We start from the raw sequence: 15,810 nt of genomic DNA, 5'->3' as shown, positions 1-15,810 counted from the left end.
ATGCTGCGAGCCAGGCCGGCGCCATGGCCGGCCGTATCATCCGCGCACCCCGCACCTGCCCGCCGCCCCGCACCTGATGAGCTCCCCCTCGCTGTCGCAACGCGCCGCACCGGCCGCCACCGCCGCCCAGACGCTGCGTTTCCAGGAAAAGCGCGAAGCCCTGCTGCAGGCGGCGGTGGCGGTGTTCAACGAACGCGGCGTCAAGGGCGCCACGCTGGCCGACATCGCCGGCCGCGTGGGCCTGGTGACCAACAGCGTCACCTACTACTACCGCAAGAAGGAAGACCTGGCCATCGCCTGCGTGCTGCGCGCGCTGGACCTGCACGACGCCATCGTGGCCGATGCCGCTGCCCAGCCCGACGTGGCCAGCCGGGTGCGCTGCTACATGCGCGGCCATGCGGAGGCGCTGGCCGCGGTGGAACGCGGCGAGCAGCCGGCGGTGATGCAGTTCAACGACCTGCTGGCGCTGCCCAGCCCGCAGGCAGAGGAAGCCTGGCGGCGCTACACCGACATGTATAGACAGGTGCGGGCGCTGCTCAAGGGCCCCGAGACCGCCGGCATCGGCCGCCGCGAGCTGAATGCGCGCGGCCATGCGCTGCTGTCGGCCGCGCTATGGCTGCGGGTGTGGCTGTGGCAGTACGAGCCGGCGCACTACGGCCGCATGGCCGCGCAGGCGGCCGAGGTGCTGCTGCATGGCGTGATGGCGCCGGGCGCCTGGCCTGCGCCGGCTGCGGCCGCCCCCGCGCCGGAGGAAGGCTGGCGGCTGGTGGACAGCTCCGACGATGCGGCCGATGCCTTCCTGCGCGCGGCCACCGCGCTGGTCAACGAGCAGGGCTACCGCGGTGCCTCGGTGGACAAGATCTCGGCCCGGCTCAACGTCACCAAGGGCTCGTTCTACCACCACCATGACAACAAGGAAGACCTGATCACCGAATGCTTCGAGCGCAGCTTCTCGGTGCTGCGCCGCGCGCTGCAGCAGGCCGAGCAGGCGCCCGGCAGCGGCGGTGTGCGGGCCGCGGCGGCGGGCCGGTCGCTGGTGCGCTTCCAGCTGTCGGCCGAAGGGCCGCTGCTGCGCGCTTCGGCCACCAGCGCGCTGCCCGACCAGGCGCATCGCGACACGGTGCGCACCACGCTGCACCGGCTGACGCAGCGCATGGCCGGTTTGCTGGTGGAAGGCGTGGTGGACGGATCGGTGCGGCCGCTGGACACCCAGATGGCCGCGCAGGTGCTCATCGGCGGCATCAATGCCACCGCCGAGCTGCGCCGCTGGGTGCACGACGCCCGCGAAGCCACGGTGGCCGAGCTGTATGCGCGGCCGCTGTTCCTCGGCCTGCTGGTGCCGGCGTCGCCGGCGGTGCAGCAGGAGGAGGACCGGCCGGAGGATCAGCCGGCGGGCCTGGCCACGTAGAGGTCGCGCAGCTCGCGCTTGAGCACCTTGCCGATGGCGCTGCGCGGCAGCTCGCCAACCAGGCGCAGGTCGCTCAGGCGCTGGGTCTTGCCCACGCGCTCGTTCACCCACTCGCGCAGCGCATCGGCGGCCAGGTCCTGGCCTTCGCGCAGCACCACGTAGGCCACCGGCGTCTCGCCCCACTGCTCGGAGGGCACGCCGATCACCGAGGCCTCGGCCACCGCCGGATGCTCGCGCAGCACCGCTTCCAGGTCGCTGGGGTAGAGGTTGAAGCCGCCGCTGATGATCATGTCCTTCTTGCGGTCCACCAGCGTGAGGAAGCCGTCCTCGTCGAAGCGGCCGACGTCGCCGGTGCGGATGAAGCGCTTGCCGGTCTCGTCGAACCACTCCACCGCGCGGGTCTGCTCGGGGCGGTTGTGGTAGCCGGTCATCATGCCGGGCGAGTGGCCCACCACCTCGCCGGCCTCGCCCACCGGCAGCGTGCGGCCGGCCTCGTCGATCACGCGGATGTCGTGGCCTTCCGACGGCCGGCCCACGGTGTGCAGCTTGGTGGGGTGGGCATGCGCCTCCAGGATGCAGGTGCCGCCGCCTTCGGTCATGCCGTAGAACTCCACCAGGCCGCCGGGCCAGCGCTTCAGCACATCGGCCTTGAGCGCCGCGTTGAAGGGCGCGCTGGTGCTGAACTTCACCCGCGTGGCCGACAGGTCGTGGCGGTCGAAGTCGGGCCGCGCCATCAGCCGCTGGTACTGCACCGGCACCAGCATCGTGTGCGTCATGCGTTCGGTCTCGGCGATCTGCAGGTAGCGCACCGCATCGAACTTCGGCATCAGGACCACCGTGCCGCCCCAGGCCAGCGACGGGAAGAACACCACCAGCGTGGTGTTGGAGTACAGCGGCGTGGACAGCAGCGCCACCGTGTCTTCACCATAGCCGTAGTTCCGGCCGCGCTTCACATGCGACCAGCGCATGCCGTGGCCCTGCACGATGCCCTTGGGCTCGCCGGTGGTGCCCGACGAATAGATGATGTTGAAGGGCCAGGCCGGCTCGGGTGACACCGGCTGCGGCCGGGCACCTTCGGGCGCCAGCCAGGACTGCAGGGCTTGCCCTGCCTCGCTGCCATCGAGCGCGATGCGCGGCACGCCGCCGTCGTCGGCCAGCGGGCCCGTGGTGGCCGCGACGCTGGCGTCGACGAACAGCCGCTTCGCGCCTGCGTCCCGCAGCATGTTGGCGAAGGCCGCCGGCAGCACGCCCGGGGCCAGCGGCGCCACCACCACGCCGGCGCGCAGCGCGCCGAGGAACACCGCGGCATACAGGGTGGACGAGGCGGCGCAGATGCCGATGGCATCGCCCGACCGCAGGCCGTCGCGCTGCAGGCTGGCGGCCACGCGGTCCATCAACGCATCCAGCTCGCCATAGCCCAGCGTGTGCTGCGGGTCCACCAGCGCGCGGCGCTGCGGCGCGGCTTGCGCATGGCGGCGGATCTGCTCGGTGATGAGGTCGAAGTCGGCTTCGAAAGGAGAGGTGGCGGCGGTCATCGGCGGCTCCGTCGGGTTCATCAGTAGCCGGCGCTGCGGTCCACCAGCCACTGCGGCGGCTGGCCGGCGCGCAGGCGGCGCAGGGTGTCCACGCATTGCGCGGCCACGGTGTCGAACGAGGCCTGCGCCGCGATGTGCGGCGTGGCCAGCACCTTCGGATGGGTCCAGGTCCAGTCGTCGGGGCGCGGCGGTTCGCGGTCGAACACGTCCATCACCGCGCCGGCCAGGTGGCCTTCGTCCAGCAATGCCTTCAGGTCGGGCTCCACCATCTGCTCGCCGCGGCCCACGTTCACCACGATGGCGCCGCGCGGCAGCAGCGACAGCCGCTCACGGTTCAGCAGCCCGCGGGTCCCGGCGGTGAGCGGCAGCGCGCACACCAGGATGTCGCTCTGCCCCAGCAGCTGCGGCAGCGCCCCATCCCCCGCAAAGCACTGGATGCCCGGCAGCTCGCGCGGGCGGCGCGACCAGCCGGCCACCGGATAGGCCAGCGGCGCGAAGGCGCGGGCAATGGCCTGGCCCACCGCCCCCAGGCCCAGCAGGCCGACGCGGCATTGCTGCACCGGCCGCACCGGGTGGCGCTCCCATATGCCGCGCGCCTGCTGGTCGGCATAACGCCTCAGGTCGCGGGTGAAGGTGAGGGCGCCGGCCAGCACGTACTGCGCGATCTGCACGCCCTGCATCGGGTCCACCACGCGGGTGACCGGCAGCGTGGGCGGCAGGTCCGGCACGCCCACCAGCTTGTCCACGCCGGCGGCCAATGAACACAGCGCGCGCAGGTTGGGCAACCGCGGCAGCACGCCGGGCTGCAGCCGCCAGGCCATCACGATCTCCACCTCGTCGGGCGGGGCCTCGTCCAGGCTGGTCCACACCGGCACGTCGGGCGCCGCGGCACGCAGCGCATCGGCAAAAGGGGCCGCGGGCAGCGGCGAAGACAACAGCAGGATGCCCATGAAACTCCCATTCCCAAAATTCTAAACAGCGGCCGACTCAGGGCTGTACCCGAGTCGGCCTGCCACCTCGGCGACAGCAGCGTATCAGGGCTCTCCCGGGGGTCAGCCCCGTGCGGGTCGGTGTTTGCCCGAGTTATTGCATATGGCGAAACGCATACCGTGCTTTCGGTTGACGGTTGCGGAAGCGGCTTGCCACCATCGTGGCCCTGGCCTTCAACGCAAAGCAGTCCGCCCGTGGATCTCTTCCTTCAGCAAGTGCTCAACGGCCTCACGCTCGGTGGCATCTACAGCCTCGTGGCGCTCGGCCTCACGCTGGTGTACGGCATCCTGCACGTGCCCAATTTCGCGCACGGCGCGTTCTACATGGCGGGGGCCTTCATCAGCTTCCACCTGATGTCGAAGTACGGCGCCAACTACTGGATCGCGATGGCCGGCTCGGCGGTGGCCGTGGCGGCGCTGGCCACGGTGGCCGAGCGGCTGGTGTTCCATCCGCTGCGCCATGCCTCGGGCCTGCATCCGATGATCGCGGCCATCGGCATGCTGCTGTTCCTGGAGGCCGGTGCACAGGCCATCTGGGGCGCGGACTTCCATCGCATGCAGACGCCCTACACCGGCATCATCGATTTCGCCGGCGTCACCGCGCCGGTGCAGCGGCTGCTCATCATCGCCTCGGCCTTTGCGCTGATGGTGCTGCTGCAGCTCTTCCTGCGCCGCACCGTCACCGGCTCCACCATCGTGGCGATGGCGCAGAACCGCGACGGCGCCTCGCTGGTGGGCATCGATGCCAACCGCGTGGCGATGATGACCTTCGCCATCAGCGGCGTGCTGGCGGCGGTGGCCGCCACGCTGTATGCGCCGATCAACCTGGTGTACCCGGCGATGGGCCACCTGGTGATCACCAAGGCCTTCGTCATCATCATCCTGGGCGGCATGGGCAGCGTGCCGGGCGCCATCCTCGGCGGGCTGATCATCGGCTTCGCCGAGAGCTTCGGGGCCTTCTACATCTCGACGGACTACAAGGACATCATCGCGTTCGCGCTGCTGGTGCTGATCCTGTCGTTCCGTCCCCAGGGCCTCTTTGCGAAGGGAGCCCATTGATGAACAAGGCAACGTTGGGCTGGCTCGCCCTCTTCCTGCTGGGCCTGGCCTTCCCGCTGATGGCGGGCAACGACTACCACCTCACGGTGATGTCCACGGCCTACATCTACGCCATCGCCACCATCGGCCTGAACCTCATCACCGGCTACACCGGCCAGTTCAACCTGGCGCACAGCGGCTTCATGGCCGTGGGTGCGTACACGGTGGGCATCCTCACCGTGGACCACCAGGTGCCGTTCTGGATCGCCTTCGCGCTGTCGGGCTTCGTCACCGCGGCGCTGGGCGTGGCGGTGGGCGCGGTGTCGCTGCGGCTGAAGGGCCACTACTTCTCGATCTTCACGCTGTGCGTGGGCTACATCATGTTCCTGGTGATCGAGAAGTGGGAGAGCCTGACCCACGGCACCGTGGGCATCATCGGCATCCCCGGCCCGTCGCCCATCGGCCCGCTGGTGTTCGACACGCCGCGCACGCTGTACTACCTGGTGTTCTTCTTCCTGGTGCTGGGCATCTGGGTGATGCGGCGCATCGTCAATTCGCTGCTGGGCCGCAGCTTCATGGCCATCCGCAACAGCGACGAGCTGGCCGAGGCGCTGGGCATCCGGTTGATGCGCACCAAGCTGCTGGCCTTCGTGCTGTCGGTGTTCTATGCCGGCGTGGCCGGTGGCCTGTATGCGGGTTTCGTGCGCTTCCTGGGCCCCGGCGTGGCTGCGGTGGAACACACCTTCGACATGACGATGTACATGCTGGTGGGCGGCCTGGGCACGCTGCTGGGGCCGCTGCTCGGCAGCATCTCGGTGCCGTGGATCACGCAGTACCTGCAGTTCCTGCAGGAGTACCGCTTCCTGGTGTTCGGGCCCATCCTGATCCTGCTGGTGATCTTCGTGCCGCACGGCATCGTGGGCAGCTGGCTGGGCTGGCGGGCACGCAAGGCATCGCAGGCAGCGGAGCCGGCCGCCGCCGCCGCGCGCAAGGCGGAAGGCCTGCGCGCTGTTCCCAACGTCAGCGCCGGAGGCCAGCGCCATGCCTGAGCAACGCACCATGCCTCACAGCCCGGCCGCCGCCAGCGGTTGCCTCGAGATCCGCAACCTCACCAAGCGCTTCGGCGGCCTGGTGGCCGTCAACGACGTGAGCACGACGGTGGAGCGCGGCAAGATCAACGCCATCATCGGCCCCAACGGCGCCGGCAAGACGACCTTCTTCAACCTCATCAGCGGCGTGCACAAGCCGACCAGCGGGCAGATCCTGTTCGATGGCACCGACGTCACGCAGATGCGCACCGACCAGGTGGCGCAGCTGGGCGTGTCGCGCACCTTCCAGACCACCGCGCTGTTCGACATGGCCACGGTGCTGGACAACCTGATCGTGGGTCACCGGCTGCGCACCCGCGCCAACCTGTGGGACGTGATCGTGGGCACCCAGCGGTTGAAGCAGGAGGAGAAGCTCTGCCGCGAGAAGGCGCGTGACGCGCTGGATTTCGTGGGCCTGTCGCACATCGGCCACCGCATGGCCGGCGACATCACGCAGGAGGAACGCAAGCGCGTGGCCTTCGCGCTGGCGCTGGCCACCGACCCCAAGCTGGTGCTGCTGGACGAGCCCGCTGGCGGCGTGAACCCCGACGAGACGCTGGGCCTGGCCGAGCTGATCCGCAAGTTCGTGCGGCATGGCATCACCGTGTGCCTGATCGAACACAAGATGAACATGATCATGAGCCTGGCCGACAAGATCATGGTGCTGAACTACGGCGAGAAGATCGCCGAGGGCACCCCGGCCGAGATCCGCAACAACACGGCGGTGATCGACGCCTACCTGGGTGCGGAGCATGCCGATGTCTGAGGCCATCTACACCGCAGGCGCCGGCCTGGTCATCGAGAACCTGACGCTGGACTACGGCAGCTTCCGCGCGCTGGACGGCGTGAGCCTGCAGGCCAAGCCGGGCGAGCTGGTGGTGCTGCTGGGCGCCAACGGCGCGGGCAAGAGCAGCATCTTCCTGACCACCAGCGGTATCCACAAGGCCCGCGGCGGCAGCATCCGCTTCGGCAACCAGGAGCTGGTGGGCCGCAAGCCCTCGCAGATCGTGGCGGGCGGGCTGGTGCTGTGCCCCGAGGGCCGCAAGCTGTTTCCGCAGATGAGCGTGCTGCAGAACCTGAACCTGGGCGCCTACGTGCACCGCGGCGACAAGGCGGGCAACCAGAAGATGCTGGACGAGGTGATGGCGCTGTTCCCCATCCTGAAGGAGAAGCAGCACCATTCGGCTGGCTCCCTCAGCGGCGGGCAGCAGCAGATGGTGGCCATCGGCCGCGCGCTGATGGGCCGGCCGCAGGCGCTGCTGCTGGACGAGCCTTCGCTGGGTTTGGCGCCGCTGGTGGTCAAGCAGGTGTTCGAGGTGATCCAGCGCATCAACCGCAGCGGCACCACCGTGATCCTGGCCGAGCAGAACGCCTATGCCGCGCTGAAGATCGCCGACCGCGCCTATGTGATCGAGAACGGCCGCATCGTGATGGAAGGCGACCGCGACACGCTTTTGAAGAACGACGAAGTGCGCCGCGCCTACATCGGCGCGTAGATGAAGCCCCCAAGCTCGCTGCGCTCGCTACCCCCCAAGGGGGCCGTTCGCCGACGGACCGGCGGAGCCGGATCCGTGGCTCGTGCTTGGTCCTTTGGCCGTGCGGGGCGGGCGCTGTTTTTCCTGTTCTGATTTTTGGAGACAAGCATGCACAAGACCTCGACCTTCCGCTTCCTTGCCGTGGCCGCTGCGGCGCTGGCGGCCACCTCCGCCTTGGCGCAGGAGGTGGTGAAGATTGGCTATTCGGGCCCGCTGAGCGGCGGCGCGGCGCTGTACGGCAAGAACGTGCTGGACGGCATGCAGATGGCCGCGGCCGAGATCAATGCCGCGGGGCTGGAGGTGGGCGGCAAGAAGGTGAAGCTGGAGATCGTCGCGCTGGACGACAAGTACAACCCCAGCGAGACCGCCATCAATGCGCAGCGCCTGGTGCAGGAAAGCAAGACACCCGCGATCCTGGTGCCGCATTCGGGCGGCATCTTCGCGCTGCAGACGCAGAACGAGGCGCAGAAGTACATGGTGCTGGCCTACAGCAGCGTGCCGCAGATCACCGCGCGCAACAACAAGCTGACGATCCGCATCCCGCCCGAGTACACCGCCTATGTGCAGCCCTTCGTGAAGCACACCATGGGCAAGTACGGCAAGAACCTGGCCATCGCCAATGCCGACCACGACTACGCCAAGGCCTGGACGGCGGCCTTCAAGCCGGCCTGGGAAGCCGCGGGCGGCAAGATCGTGGCCGAGAACCCGATGAGCTACAACCGCGCGGCCGACTTCTACAGCGGCGTGAGCCGCGTGCTGGCGGCCAAGCCCGACGTGATGTTCATCGGCGGCGCCAGCGAGCCCACCGGGCTGGTGGTCAAGCAGGCCCGCGAGCTGGGCTTCAAGGGCGGCTTCGCCATCATCGACCAGGCCAAGATGGACGAGATCTCGGCCGTGACCGGCGGCTACGGCATGCTGGAAGGCGCCATCGGCGTGCTGCCGCTGGCCGAGGATTCCAGCCCCGACGCCAAGAGCTTCGTCGAGCGCTTCCGCAAGACCTACCCCGGCCGCACGCCCAGCTCCGAGGTCTCGTACAACTACACCATCGTGCACGCCACCGCCATCGCGATGAAGCTGGCCGGCACCACCACCGACGCCACCGCCATCCGCGCGCAGATGGACAAGGCGGTCAAGGCCTTGCCCGCGCTGAACAACCCCAGCACGCTCGACGGCGTGGACGACAAGGGCGGCACCGTGAACGACACGCGCGTGGGCGTGGTGGAGAACGGCAAGATCAAGGAAGTGAAGCTCAGCACGCTCAACGCGGCGAAGTGAGCTCAGCGGGGCTGCTGCGGCACCCGCCGCAGCTTGCCCACGTCATAGCCCTGCGCCGCCACGAGGCGCGTCAGGCGCTCCAGGTCGGCGGCCGGCATGGTGGGCGTGCGGGACATGATCCACACGTAGTCGCGCTTCTCGCGGCCCACCACCACTTCCTTGTAGGCGGGGTCGATGTGCATGATCCGGTAGTCGGCCTCGAAGGGCCACAGGAACTGCATCGTCCAGATGGCGTTGCTGGTGCCCGGCAGCACGGTGCCCACCGGGCGCATGGTCTTCAGCGGCTCGTCGTGGCCGCCGTCGCGGAAGGTGAAGGTGGTGGCGATCTTGCCGTCGGGCCGGCGCTCGTAGCGCTCCACCGCGTCGTAGGCGTTGCGCTCCGGCCAGGTGGGAATCACCGCGATCACGTACCAGTCGCCCATGTAGCGGTCGATGTCCAGCGACGGCGCAACGGCCAGCGGCGGGCGCGTGGGCGTGCTCTGGCAGGCGGCCAGCAGCACGCAGGCGCCCAGCACCAGGCCGGCGGCAGCGATGTGGCGCTTGCGCAGCGGTGGGCGCACGGGCAGGAAGGGGGAGGGGGAACGGGGCAGTTTCATCGTCGCGGCATCCCAGCGGCAGCGCGGCGTACGGACCATACCGACGCCTGCGCGCATGCTGGCGGCAGCCGGGCATGGCTGCAACCACCGCCGTCCGAAAACCGTGTAGGCGCCGGGCCCACAATCGCCGCATGCATGCCGCCACCCTGCCGATGAACCCGTCACCTTCCCTTGCCGCCCGTGCCGGCGCGCTGGCGGCCGCCTGGCTGCTGGCCGCGGGCGGTGCGCTCGCGCAACCCGCACCACCGGCCGCCGCGCCCGGCGACTGCAACCGGCCCGTCACGCAGGCTCAGCTCAATGCGTGTGCGTACGAAGACTTCCTGCTGGCGCAGGCCGAGCTGGCCGCCACGCTGCAACGGGTGCAGCAGGGCTGGGCCGGTTCGCAGCGCGACGGAATGCGCAAGGTGCAAAAGGCCTGGCTGCAGTTCCGCACCGAGGCCTGTGCCTTCGAAAGCGGCGCCGCCGCCGGTGGCAGTGCGCAGCCCATGCTGCAGTGGCAATGTGCGGCCCGCATGACGCGCGAGCGTGCCGCGGCGCTGGCCGCCACCGTCAACTGCCCGGAAGGCGACCTGGCCTGCGTGCGGCCCGCGGTGGCGCGCTGATCGAACGCCTTCAGGCCTGCAGCCGCACCACGCCGCCTTCGCGCAGCGACTGCTCGATGGCGTCGATGATGCGCACGTCGGCCAGGCCCATCTCGCCATCGGTGCGCGGCGGCTGGTTGGCCAGCGCGCAGGCCGCGAAGTAGTCCATCTCGGCCGCGAAGTGGTTCACCGGCTTCAACAGCAGTTCCTCGGTGCTGGCCGGGCCGCTGGTGGGGCTGCCGCGGCGCAGCTGCAGTCGCTGGCCCTGGTAGGAGAAGGCGGCTTCCATGTCGATGAAGCCGTCGGCGCAATGCACCCGCAGGTGCCGGCTTTCGGCGGCGCCGAAGCTGGTCTCGCAATGCGCGATCACGCCCGAGGGATAGCGCAGCAGGAAGGCCACGCTTTCGGGCACCTCGGCGAAGTCGGGGTTGTCCTTCGGCTGGTGGGCCAGGGCCACCGCGGATTCCGGCTCCTCGCCGGTGACCATGCGGCAGGCGTTGATGCAGTAGATGCCGGTATCGCTCACCGGGCCGCCGCCCTTGCCGGCCTGCAGCCGGATGTCCGGCGCCTTCGTCACCTGGCAGTTGCTGGCCATGATGGTCTTCACCCGCCCGAGCGCTTCTTCCTGGCACAGCGCGGCCATGCGCTGGTTGAAGGGCTCGTGGTGCAGCCGGTAGGCGATCATGAGCTGGCGGTCGGCCGCGCGGGCCGCGTCCATCATGCGCTGGCATTCCTCGGCCGTGACGGCCATCGGCTTTTCGCACAGCACATGCTTGCCCGCCTGGAAGGCCTTGAGCGTGTACTCGGCATGCAGGTGGTTGGGCAGCACGATGTAGACGACGTCCACGTCGGCCAGGCCGGCCAGGTCGCCGAAGTGCTCGTAGTCCAGCACATGGTCCTCGGCAATGCCGTGCTCACGCGCCACCGGCAGCGCCTTGCCCCGGTCCCCGCTCACCAGCGCCACCGGCCGCGCATGGGTGCACAGCGCAAAGGCCGGCAGGATCTCTTCCAGCGTGAGCTGGCCCAGGCCCACGACGGCATAGCCGGCCGGGCGCGCGGGCGGTGGGGAATGTGGGGCGGATGAGGCGGCGTCGGGGGTGGGCATGGCGGCTCCGGGGGATGGGAAGGAAGCCGCCGGCAATCGCCGGACCCGCACCGCTCAGCGCAGGCGTTCGCCGAGGTCGAAGTAGTGCAGCACGGCGTAGCCCACCTGCAGGGTACCGATGTAGCGCGCATCGGCCGTGAGGGCCATGTCGTCGCCGGTGCCGAAGGCGGCGATGCGGCGCAGCACCTTGGCGGCCCCGGGGTCGCAGGCCGCCCACAGCTGGGGCAGTCCGTCCTGCAGTTGAATACTCAGCAGGCTGGCGCCCGAAGGCATCTGCACATGCTGTTCACCGGTGCCCGGCCAGCGCCATCAAGGCCATCGACAAGGGCCTGCCGCCGACGCGCGCTGCGACAGCGGATTCACGCCCTGCGCCAGCAATGCGGCCCGGTAGTCGGGATCGTGAACGTCATCGAAGCGCGAGGCTTCGATCCAGATGGGGGGCGGTACTGCCAAGGCCTTGCTCTTGCGCATGTGAGGGCGCCGGATTCTCTGCTGCCCGTCACCGGCGCGCCAGCAGCGCTTGCGCGCCACAATCGGCCGGCCGCCCTGTCGTGGGCCACCTGCGAGCTCTGCCCATGAACCGCCTGACCCACTTCGCTGCCTTTGTCGTGCTGGGCGTCCAGGTGCCCCTGGCCACGGAGGCCGCCGATGGCGCCGGCCCCGCGGTGCATTTCGCAGCCGGCCAAACCACGACCCAGCTGCGCGGCAGCGTTCAAGGCGATGCCGATGCCACCTTCGTGGTGGATGCGCGCGCGGGCCAGACGCTGTCGGCCACCTTGTCTGCCAAGAGCGCCTCGCTCAACTTCAACATCAGCGCCCCGGGCGCGATGGAGGCCCTGTTCATCGGCAGCTTGCAGGGTGCCGATGCCCGCGTGCTGCTGCCGGCCGACGGGCTGTACCGGGTGCAGGTCTACCTGGTGCGCAGCGCGGCGCGGCGCAACGAGCGGGCGGCGTTCACGCTGCAGCTGGGCGTCAACGGGCAGCCGCTGCCGCCGCTGGCCGGCGCGCAGGATGCGCTGGTGCCGGGCACCCGCTTCCATGCCACCGCCACCGTGCCCTGCCGGATGCCGGGGTCCGCCGCCGACGCGCAGTGCCAGGCGGGCGTGATCCGGCGCGGGCGCGACGGCACCGCCACCGTGGAGCTGCGTGGCGCCGCCAACGACATGGCGCGCACCCTGCTCTTCATGCAAGGCAAGCCGGTGGCCAGTGACTCGGCGCAGCCGCTGTCGGCCAGCCGGCAGGGCGACGTGACCACCGTGCGCGTCGGCAACGACGAGCGCTACGAGCTGCCCGACGCCTTGCTCACCGGCGGCTGAATGCGGCCCGAGCGCCGAATGTGATGACCATGATCCGCCACGCCATCTGCCTGGCACTCGGGGCCGCTGCGCCCGCATGGGCATCCGGGCCGTCCGCGCTCATCGACCTGCCGGTGGTGGCCAGCGTGGTGGTGCCGGCATCGCAGTACCAGGCCCGGATGCCGCCTGCCGCTTCGATGGTGTCGGCGCTGGACGCGGCCTTGCATGTCGCCGGCACCTTCGAGGGCCTGCGGCAGGTGATCGTGCAGACGCATGACACGCCTGAATCGCCTTCGGTGTCGCGCGTGGTCATCCTCCGCGACGGCCTGCTCGACGATGCGGTGCACACGCAGCGGCTGGAGCTGGCGCTTGCCCGCACGTCGGCCGGCGGCTGGCAGGTCACCGAGATGAAGAAGTCCTGGCGCTGCCGGCGCGGCGAAGCGCCGTTTCAGTTCGACGTGCGGCCCTGCCCCTGAGCCGAGGTGGACGCCGGTGCGGCCGCGTCGGCCCGCTCCTGTTCCTGCAGCGCCCGCCACTGCACCTTGCCCGTGCCCGACTTGGGCAGCGCATCGACGAACGCCACCACCTTCGGTGCCTTGTAGGCCGCCATGTGCTGGCGGCACCAGTCGGCCACCTGCTGCTCGCTCACCTGGCCGCGCGCCGCGGGCTTGAGCACCACCAGCGCCTTCACCGATTCGCCGCGCCGCTCGTCCACGGTGCCGATGACGCAGGCTTCCTGGATGTCGGGGTGCTGGTACATCAGCGCCTCCACCTCGGCCGGCCACACCTTGAAGCCGGCCGCATTGATCATGCGCTTGAGCCGGTCGACCATGAACCAGTAGCCCTCGTCGTCGATGCGGGCCAGGTCGCCGGTGCGCAGGAAGCGCTTGCCGTCGATCTCGATGAAGGTGGACTCGTTGGCCTGCGGCGCATTCCAGTAGCCCTGCATCACCTGCGGGCCGTGCACCACGATCTCCCCCACCTCGCCCGGCGCCACCGGGGCCAGCGTGGCGGGGTCGACCAGCCGCGCATCCACGTCGAACACCGGGATGCCCAGGCACTGCGGCTTCGGCCGGTGCGGCGGGTTGATGTGGGTGGCGGCGATCGTCTCCGACATGCCGTAGCCCTCCACGTAGTCGAGGCCGGTCAAGGCCTTGAGCTTGGCCACGATGGCCGCCGGCATGGCCGCCCCGCCGCCCCGGATGCCCTGCAGGCTGCCGAGGTCGAAGCGCTCCACGTCGGGCTGCGACAGGAAGTCGATCATCATGGTGGAGATCACCTGCCAGACCGAGACGCGGTAGCGCTCGATGCAGCGGCCCGCGGCCTCGCGGTCCCAGCGCGGCAGCACCACCACGGTGGCGCCGCTGAACATCGGGCTGTTCAGCCCGCCGGCCATGCCGGTGACGTGGAAGTAGGGCAGCACGCCGAGGTACACCGTGTCCTGCGTGCGGCCGAACCACTGCACCCCACCCACCAGCGTGCTCATCACCGTGGCGTGGGTGTGCATGCAGCCCTTCGGGTGGCCGGTGGTGCCCGAGGTGTAGGGCATCACGCACAGGTCGTCGGGGCCGTTGTGCAGCGTTCCGGGCCGGTGCGCCGCCTGCACCGCCGCCTGCCAGCCGTGCACGCCGGGCAGGGCCGGCACGCTGCGCGGGGCGCTGACGAAGGCCGGCACCGGCAGGTCGGTGGGCTGCTTCAGGTGGTCGCTGTAGGTGGCCACCACCACATGCTGCAGGCTGCCTTCGCCGCTGCGCAGGTGCGGCAGCAGCTCGGCCAGCAGGTCCTGCGCGACGAAGGCCACGCGGGCGCCGCTGTCGTGCACGTAGTGGCGCAGCTCCTCGCTGCGGTTCATCGGATTCACCGGCACCACCACCGCGTCGGCGCGCAGGATGGCGTAGAAGGCCAGCGCCCATTGCGGGCTGTTCTGCATGTCCAGCAGCACGCGGTCGCCGCGCTGCACGTTGCACACCTGCTGCAGGTGGCCGGCCAGGTCCTCGGCTTCCTGCTTGAAGTCCGCGAAGCTCAGCGGCGTGTCGTAGAACAGCAGGAAGGGCTTGTCGGGGTAGCGCGCGGCCGACACCTCCACGTTGAACCACAGGTTGGTGCGCGGCAGCGTCAGGTGACGCGGCAGCCCCGGCGGCCAGAAGCGATGAGCCGCTGCCTCGCTGCTCATGGGCGGCCCCGGGCTGCGTCCAGCTGCCGTGCCATCGCCCAGGCCTGTTCGGCCATCGGCCGGGCGCGTCGGCCGGCTTCCAGCGCGCGCGTGTTCGAAGCATTGCCCTGCAGCGCCCGCGCCATCACGCCCTGCAGGATGCCCACCAGCCGGAACATGTTGAACACCAGGTAGTAGCCCCACACCGCCGGGCTCACCGCCTGCGGATGGCCGGTGCGCTGCAGGTAGCGCTGCAGGTAGTCTGCCTCGGTGGGGATGCCGAGCGCGGCCAGGTCCACGCCGGCCAGGCCGCGGGTGGCGCCGCCGGGCATGTGCCAGGTCATGCAGTGGTAGGCGAAGTCGGCCAGCGGGTCGCCCAGCGTGGACAGCTCCCAGTCCAGCACCGCCAGCACGCGCGGCTCGGTGGGATGGAAGATCACGTTGTCGATGCGGAAGTCGCCGTGCACGATGCGCGGCGTTTCGTCCGCCGTCGGCAGGTGGCGCGGCAGCCAGTCGATCAGCGCGTCGGCGGCCTCGATCTTCTCGGTCTCGGAAGCGCGGTACTGCCGGCTCCAGCGGTCGATCTGCCGTTCGAGGTAGCGGCCGGGCTTGCCGTGGTCGGCCAGGCCCACCGCCGCCGGATCGACCCGGTGCAGCGCCGCCATCACGCGGTTGAGTTCGTCGTACAGCGCGGTCCGCTCGGCCGGCGCCATGCCGGGCAGCTGCGGGTCCCAGAGGATGCGGCCCTCCACGCAGTCCATCACGTAGAACATCGAGCCGATGACCTCGGTGTCCTCGCACAGCAGGTGGGCCGGCGCCACCGGCACCTCGGTGCCGGCCAGCGCCCGGATCACGCGGTATTCGCGGTCCACCGCATGGGCCGAGGGCAGCAGCACGCCGGGCGGCTTGCGCCGCAGCACGTACTGCCGGCCGTCGGCGGTGCCGAGCTTGAAGGTGGGGTTGCTCTGCCCGCCATTGAACTGCTCCACCTGGGTGCCGCCCGCATAGCCGGCGATGTGCTGGCGCAGGTAGGCGTCGAGCCGGTCGACATCGAAGGCATGGGCGGCGGACACGGGCCGCGTGCCGTTGAAGGTGGTGTCAGGGGCGCTCATCAGGGCAGGGTTGGGCAGCGGTCAAGGCTGGGAATTCTGCCAGCGTGCTGTGCTTTGGAATGGCTGGTATTCCCCAGGTGTACCTTCGCCGGCCAGAGGTT

16 protein-coding genes and 1 pseudogene are annotated in these 15,810 nt (G+C 70.0%); 9 read left to right on the top strand and 8 right to left on the bottom strand.

What is annotated here, in order from left to right:
- Positions 1 to 76 precede the first annotated feature (76 nt).
- Positions 77 to 1,408, top strand: coding sequence for a TetR/AcrR family transcriptional regulator (locus tag VO99_RS27990; RefSeq protein ID WP_046116243.1), 1,332 nt, complete (start codon positions 77 to 79; stop codon positions 1,406 to 1,408).
- Here VO99_RS27990 and VO99_RS27985 read toward each other — a convergent pair.
- Positions 1,384 to 2,943 carry a class I adenylate-forming enzyme family protein gene (locus VO99_RS27985; protein WP_046116242.1) on the bottom strand — a complete coding sequence of 520 codons (1,560 nt, stop codon included), beginning with the start codon at positions 2,941 to 2,943 and terminating at the stop codon, positions 1,384 to 1,386. The two genes, VO99_RS27990 and VO99_RS27985, sit on opposite strands and share 25 nt — an antisense overlap.
- A gap of 20 nt (positions 2,944 to 2,963) precedes the next feature.
- Positions 2,964 to 3,893, bottom strand: a complete 930-nt coding sequence (locus tag VO99_RS27980) for a 2-hydroxyacid dehydrogenase (RefSeq protein ID WP_046116241.1) — start codon at positions 3,891 to 3,893, stop codon at positions 2,964 to 2,966.
- Positions 3,894 to 4,127: 234 nt separating this feature from the next.
- Between VO99_RS27980 and VO99_RS27975 the strand changes: the two genes are divergently transcribed.
- The 5 genes from VO99_RS27975 to VO99_RS27955 all read left to right on the top strand — a co-directional run bounded on the left by VO99_RS27975 (position 4,128) and on the right by VO99_RS27955 (position 8,868).
- The gene (locus VO99_RS27975; protein WP_046116240.1) at positions 4,128 to 4,991 is read left to right on the top strand and encodes a branched-chain amino acid ABC transporter permease; all 864 of its coding nucleotides are present in this window, start codon (positions 4,128 to 4,130) and stop codon (positions 4,989 to 4,991) included.
- A complete protein-coding gene (locus tag VO99_RS27970; RefSeq protein ID WP_046116239.1) occupies positions 4,991 to 6,019 on the top strand; it encodes a branched-chain amino acid ABC transporter permease in 1,029 nt (342 codons plus the stop codon). Before VO99_RS27975 ends, VO99_RS27970 begins: the two co-directional genes overlap by 1 nt.
- Positions 6,012 to 6,824, top strand: coding sequence for an ABC transporter ATP-binding protein (locus tag VO99_RS27965; RefSeq protein ID WP_232315620.1), 813 nt, complete (start codon positions 6,012 to 6,014; stop codon positions 6,822 to 6,824). The genes VO99_RS27970 and VO99_RS27965 overlap by 8 nt, the downstream gene beginning before the upstream one ends.
- Complete coding sequence (locus VO99_RS27960) at positions 6,817 to 7,554, top strand: ABC transporter ATP-binding protein (protein WP_046116237.1); 738 nt, start codon at positions 6,817 to 6,819, stop codon at positions 7,552 to 7,554. The genes VO99_RS27965 and VO99_RS27960 overlap by 8 nt, the downstream gene beginning before the upstream one ends.
- A 147-nt stretch (positions 7,555 to 7,701) precedes the next feature.
- Positions 7,702 to 8,868: an ABC transporter substrate-binding protein gene (locus VO99_RS27955; RefSeq protein ID WP_046116236.1), complete on the top strand. Its 1,167-nt coding sequence runs from the start codon at positions 7,702 to 7,704 to the stop codon at positions 8,866 to 8,868.
- 2 nt (positions 8,869 to 8,870) lie between these two features.
- Here the strand turns inward: VO99_RS27955 and VO99_RS27950 are convergent, their stop codons facing one another.
- Positions 8,871 to 9,464 (bottom strand): lipocalin family protein, encoded by a 594-nt coding sequence (locus tag VO99_RS27950; RefSeq protein ID WP_083441016.1) that lies wholly within the window; start codon positions 9,462 to 9,464, stop codon positions 8,871 to 8,873.
- A gap of 131 nt (positions 9,465 to 9,595) precedes the next feature.
- Between VO99_RS27950 and VO99_RS27945 the strand changes: the two genes are divergently transcribed.
- On the top strand, positions 9,596 to 10,066 hold the full coding sequence (locus VO99_RS27945) for a lysozyme inhibitor LprI family protein (protein WP_052736695.1): 471 nt from the start codon (positions 9,596 to 9,598) through the stop codon (positions 10,064 to 10,066).
- Positions 10,067 to 10,076: 10 nt separating this feature from the next.
- Here VO99_RS27945 and VO99_RS27940 read toward each other — a convergent pair whose 3' ends face one another.
- The 3 genes and pseudogenes from VO99_RS27940 to VO99_RS30695 all read right to left on the bottom strand — a co-directional run bounded on the left by VO99_RS27940 (position 10,077) and on the right by VO99_RS30695 (position 11,621).
- Positions 10,077 to 11,150: a Gfo/Idh/MocA family protein gene (locus tag VO99_RS27940; RefSeq protein ID WP_083441014.1), complete on the bottom strand. Its 1,074-nt coding sequence runs from the start codon at positions 11,148 to 11,150 to the stop codon at positions 10,077 to 10,079.
- A 54-nt stretch (positions 11,151 to 11,204) separates the two neighbouring features.
- Positions 11,205 to 11,432: pseudogene (locus tag VO99_RS27935) on the bottom strand (DUF7352 domain-containing protein); the annotation flags it as partial.
- Between the two features lie 27 nt (positions 11,433 to 11,459).
- Positions 11,460 to 11,621 carry a hypothetical protein gene (locus tag VO99_RS30695; RefSeq protein ID WP_157039859.1) on the bottom strand — a complete coding sequence of 54 codons (162 nt, stop codon included), beginning with the start codon at positions 11,619 to 11,621 and terminating at the stop codon, positions 11,460 to 11,462.
- Positions 11,622 to 11,725: 104 nt separating this feature from the next.
- Between VO99_RS30695 and VO99_RS27930 the strand changes: the two genes are divergently transcribed.
- Positions 11,726 to 12,466 carry a hypothetical protein gene (locus VO99_RS27930; RefSeq protein ID WP_052736692.1) on the top strand — a complete coding sequence of 247 codons (741 nt, stop codon included), beginning with the start codon at positions 11,726 to 11,728 and terminating at the stop codon, positions 12,464 to 12,466.
- A gap of 29 nt (positions 12,467 to 12,495) precedes the next feature.
- A complete protein-coding gene (locus VO99_RS27925) occupies positions 12,496 to 12,921 on the top strand; it encodes a hypothetical protein (protein WP_157039858.1) in 426 nt (141 codons plus the stop codon).
- Here the strand turns inward: VO99_RS27925 and VO99_RS27920 are convergent.
- Positions 12,894 to 14,618, bottom strand: a complete 1,725-nt coding sequence (locus VO99_RS27920) for a long-chain fatty acid--CoA ligase (protein WP_046116234.1) — start codon at positions 14,616 to 14,618, stop codon at positions 12,894 to 12,896. The genes VO99_RS27925 and VO99_RS27920 overlap by 28 nt on opposite strands.
- Positions 14,615 to 15,709, bottom strand: a complete 1,095-nt coding sequence (locus tag VO99_RS27915; RefSeq protein ID WP_046116233.1) for a phosphotransferase — start codon at positions 15,707 to 15,709, stop codon at positions 14,615 to 14,617. Before VO99_RS27915 ends, VO99_RS27920 begins: the two co-directional genes overlap by 4 nt.
- Positions 15,710 to 15,810: the final 101 nt, after the last annotated feature.

Origin of the sequence: Aquincola tertiaricarbonis (genome assembly GCF_000969605.1) — a bacterium.
In the GTDB taxonomy this organism is placed as follows: Bacteria; Pseudomonadota; Gammaproteobacteria; order Burkholderiales; family Burkholderiaceae_C; genus Aquincola; species Aquincola tertiaricarbonis.
Note: the sequence above shows the minus strand (reverse complement) of the source record. Positions and strands in the feature narration are given on the sequence as shown.

Excerpts from the sequence above, each read along its gene's own strand:
- VO99_RS27990 (WP_046116243.1), top strand. The coding sequence starts at position 77 with ATGAGCTCCCCCTCGCTGTCGCAACGCGCCGCACCGGCCGCCACCGCC.
- VO99_RS27980 (WP_046116241.1), bottom strand. The coding sequence starts at position 3,893 with ATGGGCATCCTGCTGTTGTCTTCGCCGCTGCCCGCGGCCCCTTTTGCC.
- VO99_RS27965 (WP_232315620.1), top strand. The coding sequence starts at position 6,012 with ATGCCTGAGCAACGCACCATGCCTCACAGCCCGGCCGCCGCCAGCGGT.
- VO99_RS30695 (WP_157039859.1), bottom strand. The coding sequence starts at position 11,621 with ATGCGCAAGAGCAAGGCCTTGGCAGTACCGCCCCCCATCTGGATCGAA.
- VO99_RS27970 (WP_046116239.1), top strand. The coding sequence starts at position 4,991 with ATGAACAAGGCAACGTTGGGCTGGCTCGCCCTCTTCCTGCTGGGCCTG.
- VO99_RS27960 (WP_046116237.1), top strand. The coding sequence starts at position 6,817 with ATGTCTGAGGCCATCTACACCGCAGGCGCCGGCCTGGTCATCGAGAAC.
- VO99_RS27940 (WP_083441014.1), bottom strand. The coding sequence starts at position 11,150 with ATGCCCACCCCCGACGCCGCCTCATCCGCCCCACATTCCCCACCGCCC.
- VO99_RS27930 (WP_052736692.1), top strand. The coding sequence starts at position 11,726 with ATGAACCGCCTGACCCACTTCGCTGCCTTTGTCGTGCTGGGCGTCCAG.
- VO99_RS27920 (WP_046116234.1), bottom strand. The coding sequence starts at position 14,618 with ATGAGCAGCGAGGCAGCGGCTCATCGCTTCTGGCCGCCGGGGCTGCCG.
- VO99_RS27955 (WP_046116236.1), top strand. The coding sequence starts at position 7,702 with ATGCACAAGACCTCGACCTTCCGCTTCCTTGCCGTGGCCGCTGCGGCG.
- VO99_RS27985 (WP_046116242.1), bottom strand. The coding sequence starts at position 2,943 with ATGACCGCCGCCACCTCTCCTTTCGAAGCCGACTTCGACCTCATCACC.
- VO99_RS27950 (WP_083441016.1), bottom strand. The coding sequence starts at position 9,464 with ATGAAACTGCCCCGTTCCCCCTCCCCCTTCCTGCCCGTGCGCCCACCG.
- VO99_RS27915 (WP_046116233.1), bottom strand. The coding sequence starts at position 15,709 with ATGAGCGCCCCTGACACCACCTTCAACGGCACGCGGCCCGTGTCCGCC.
- VO99_RS27945 (WP_052736695.1), top strand. The coding sequence starts at position 9,596 with ATGCATGCCGCCACCCTGCCGATGAACCCGTCACCTTCCCTTGCCGCC.
- VO99_RS27925 (WP_157039858.1), top strand. The coding sequence starts at position 12,496 with ATGATCCGCCACGCCATCTGCCTGGCACTCGGGGCCGCTGCGCCCGCA.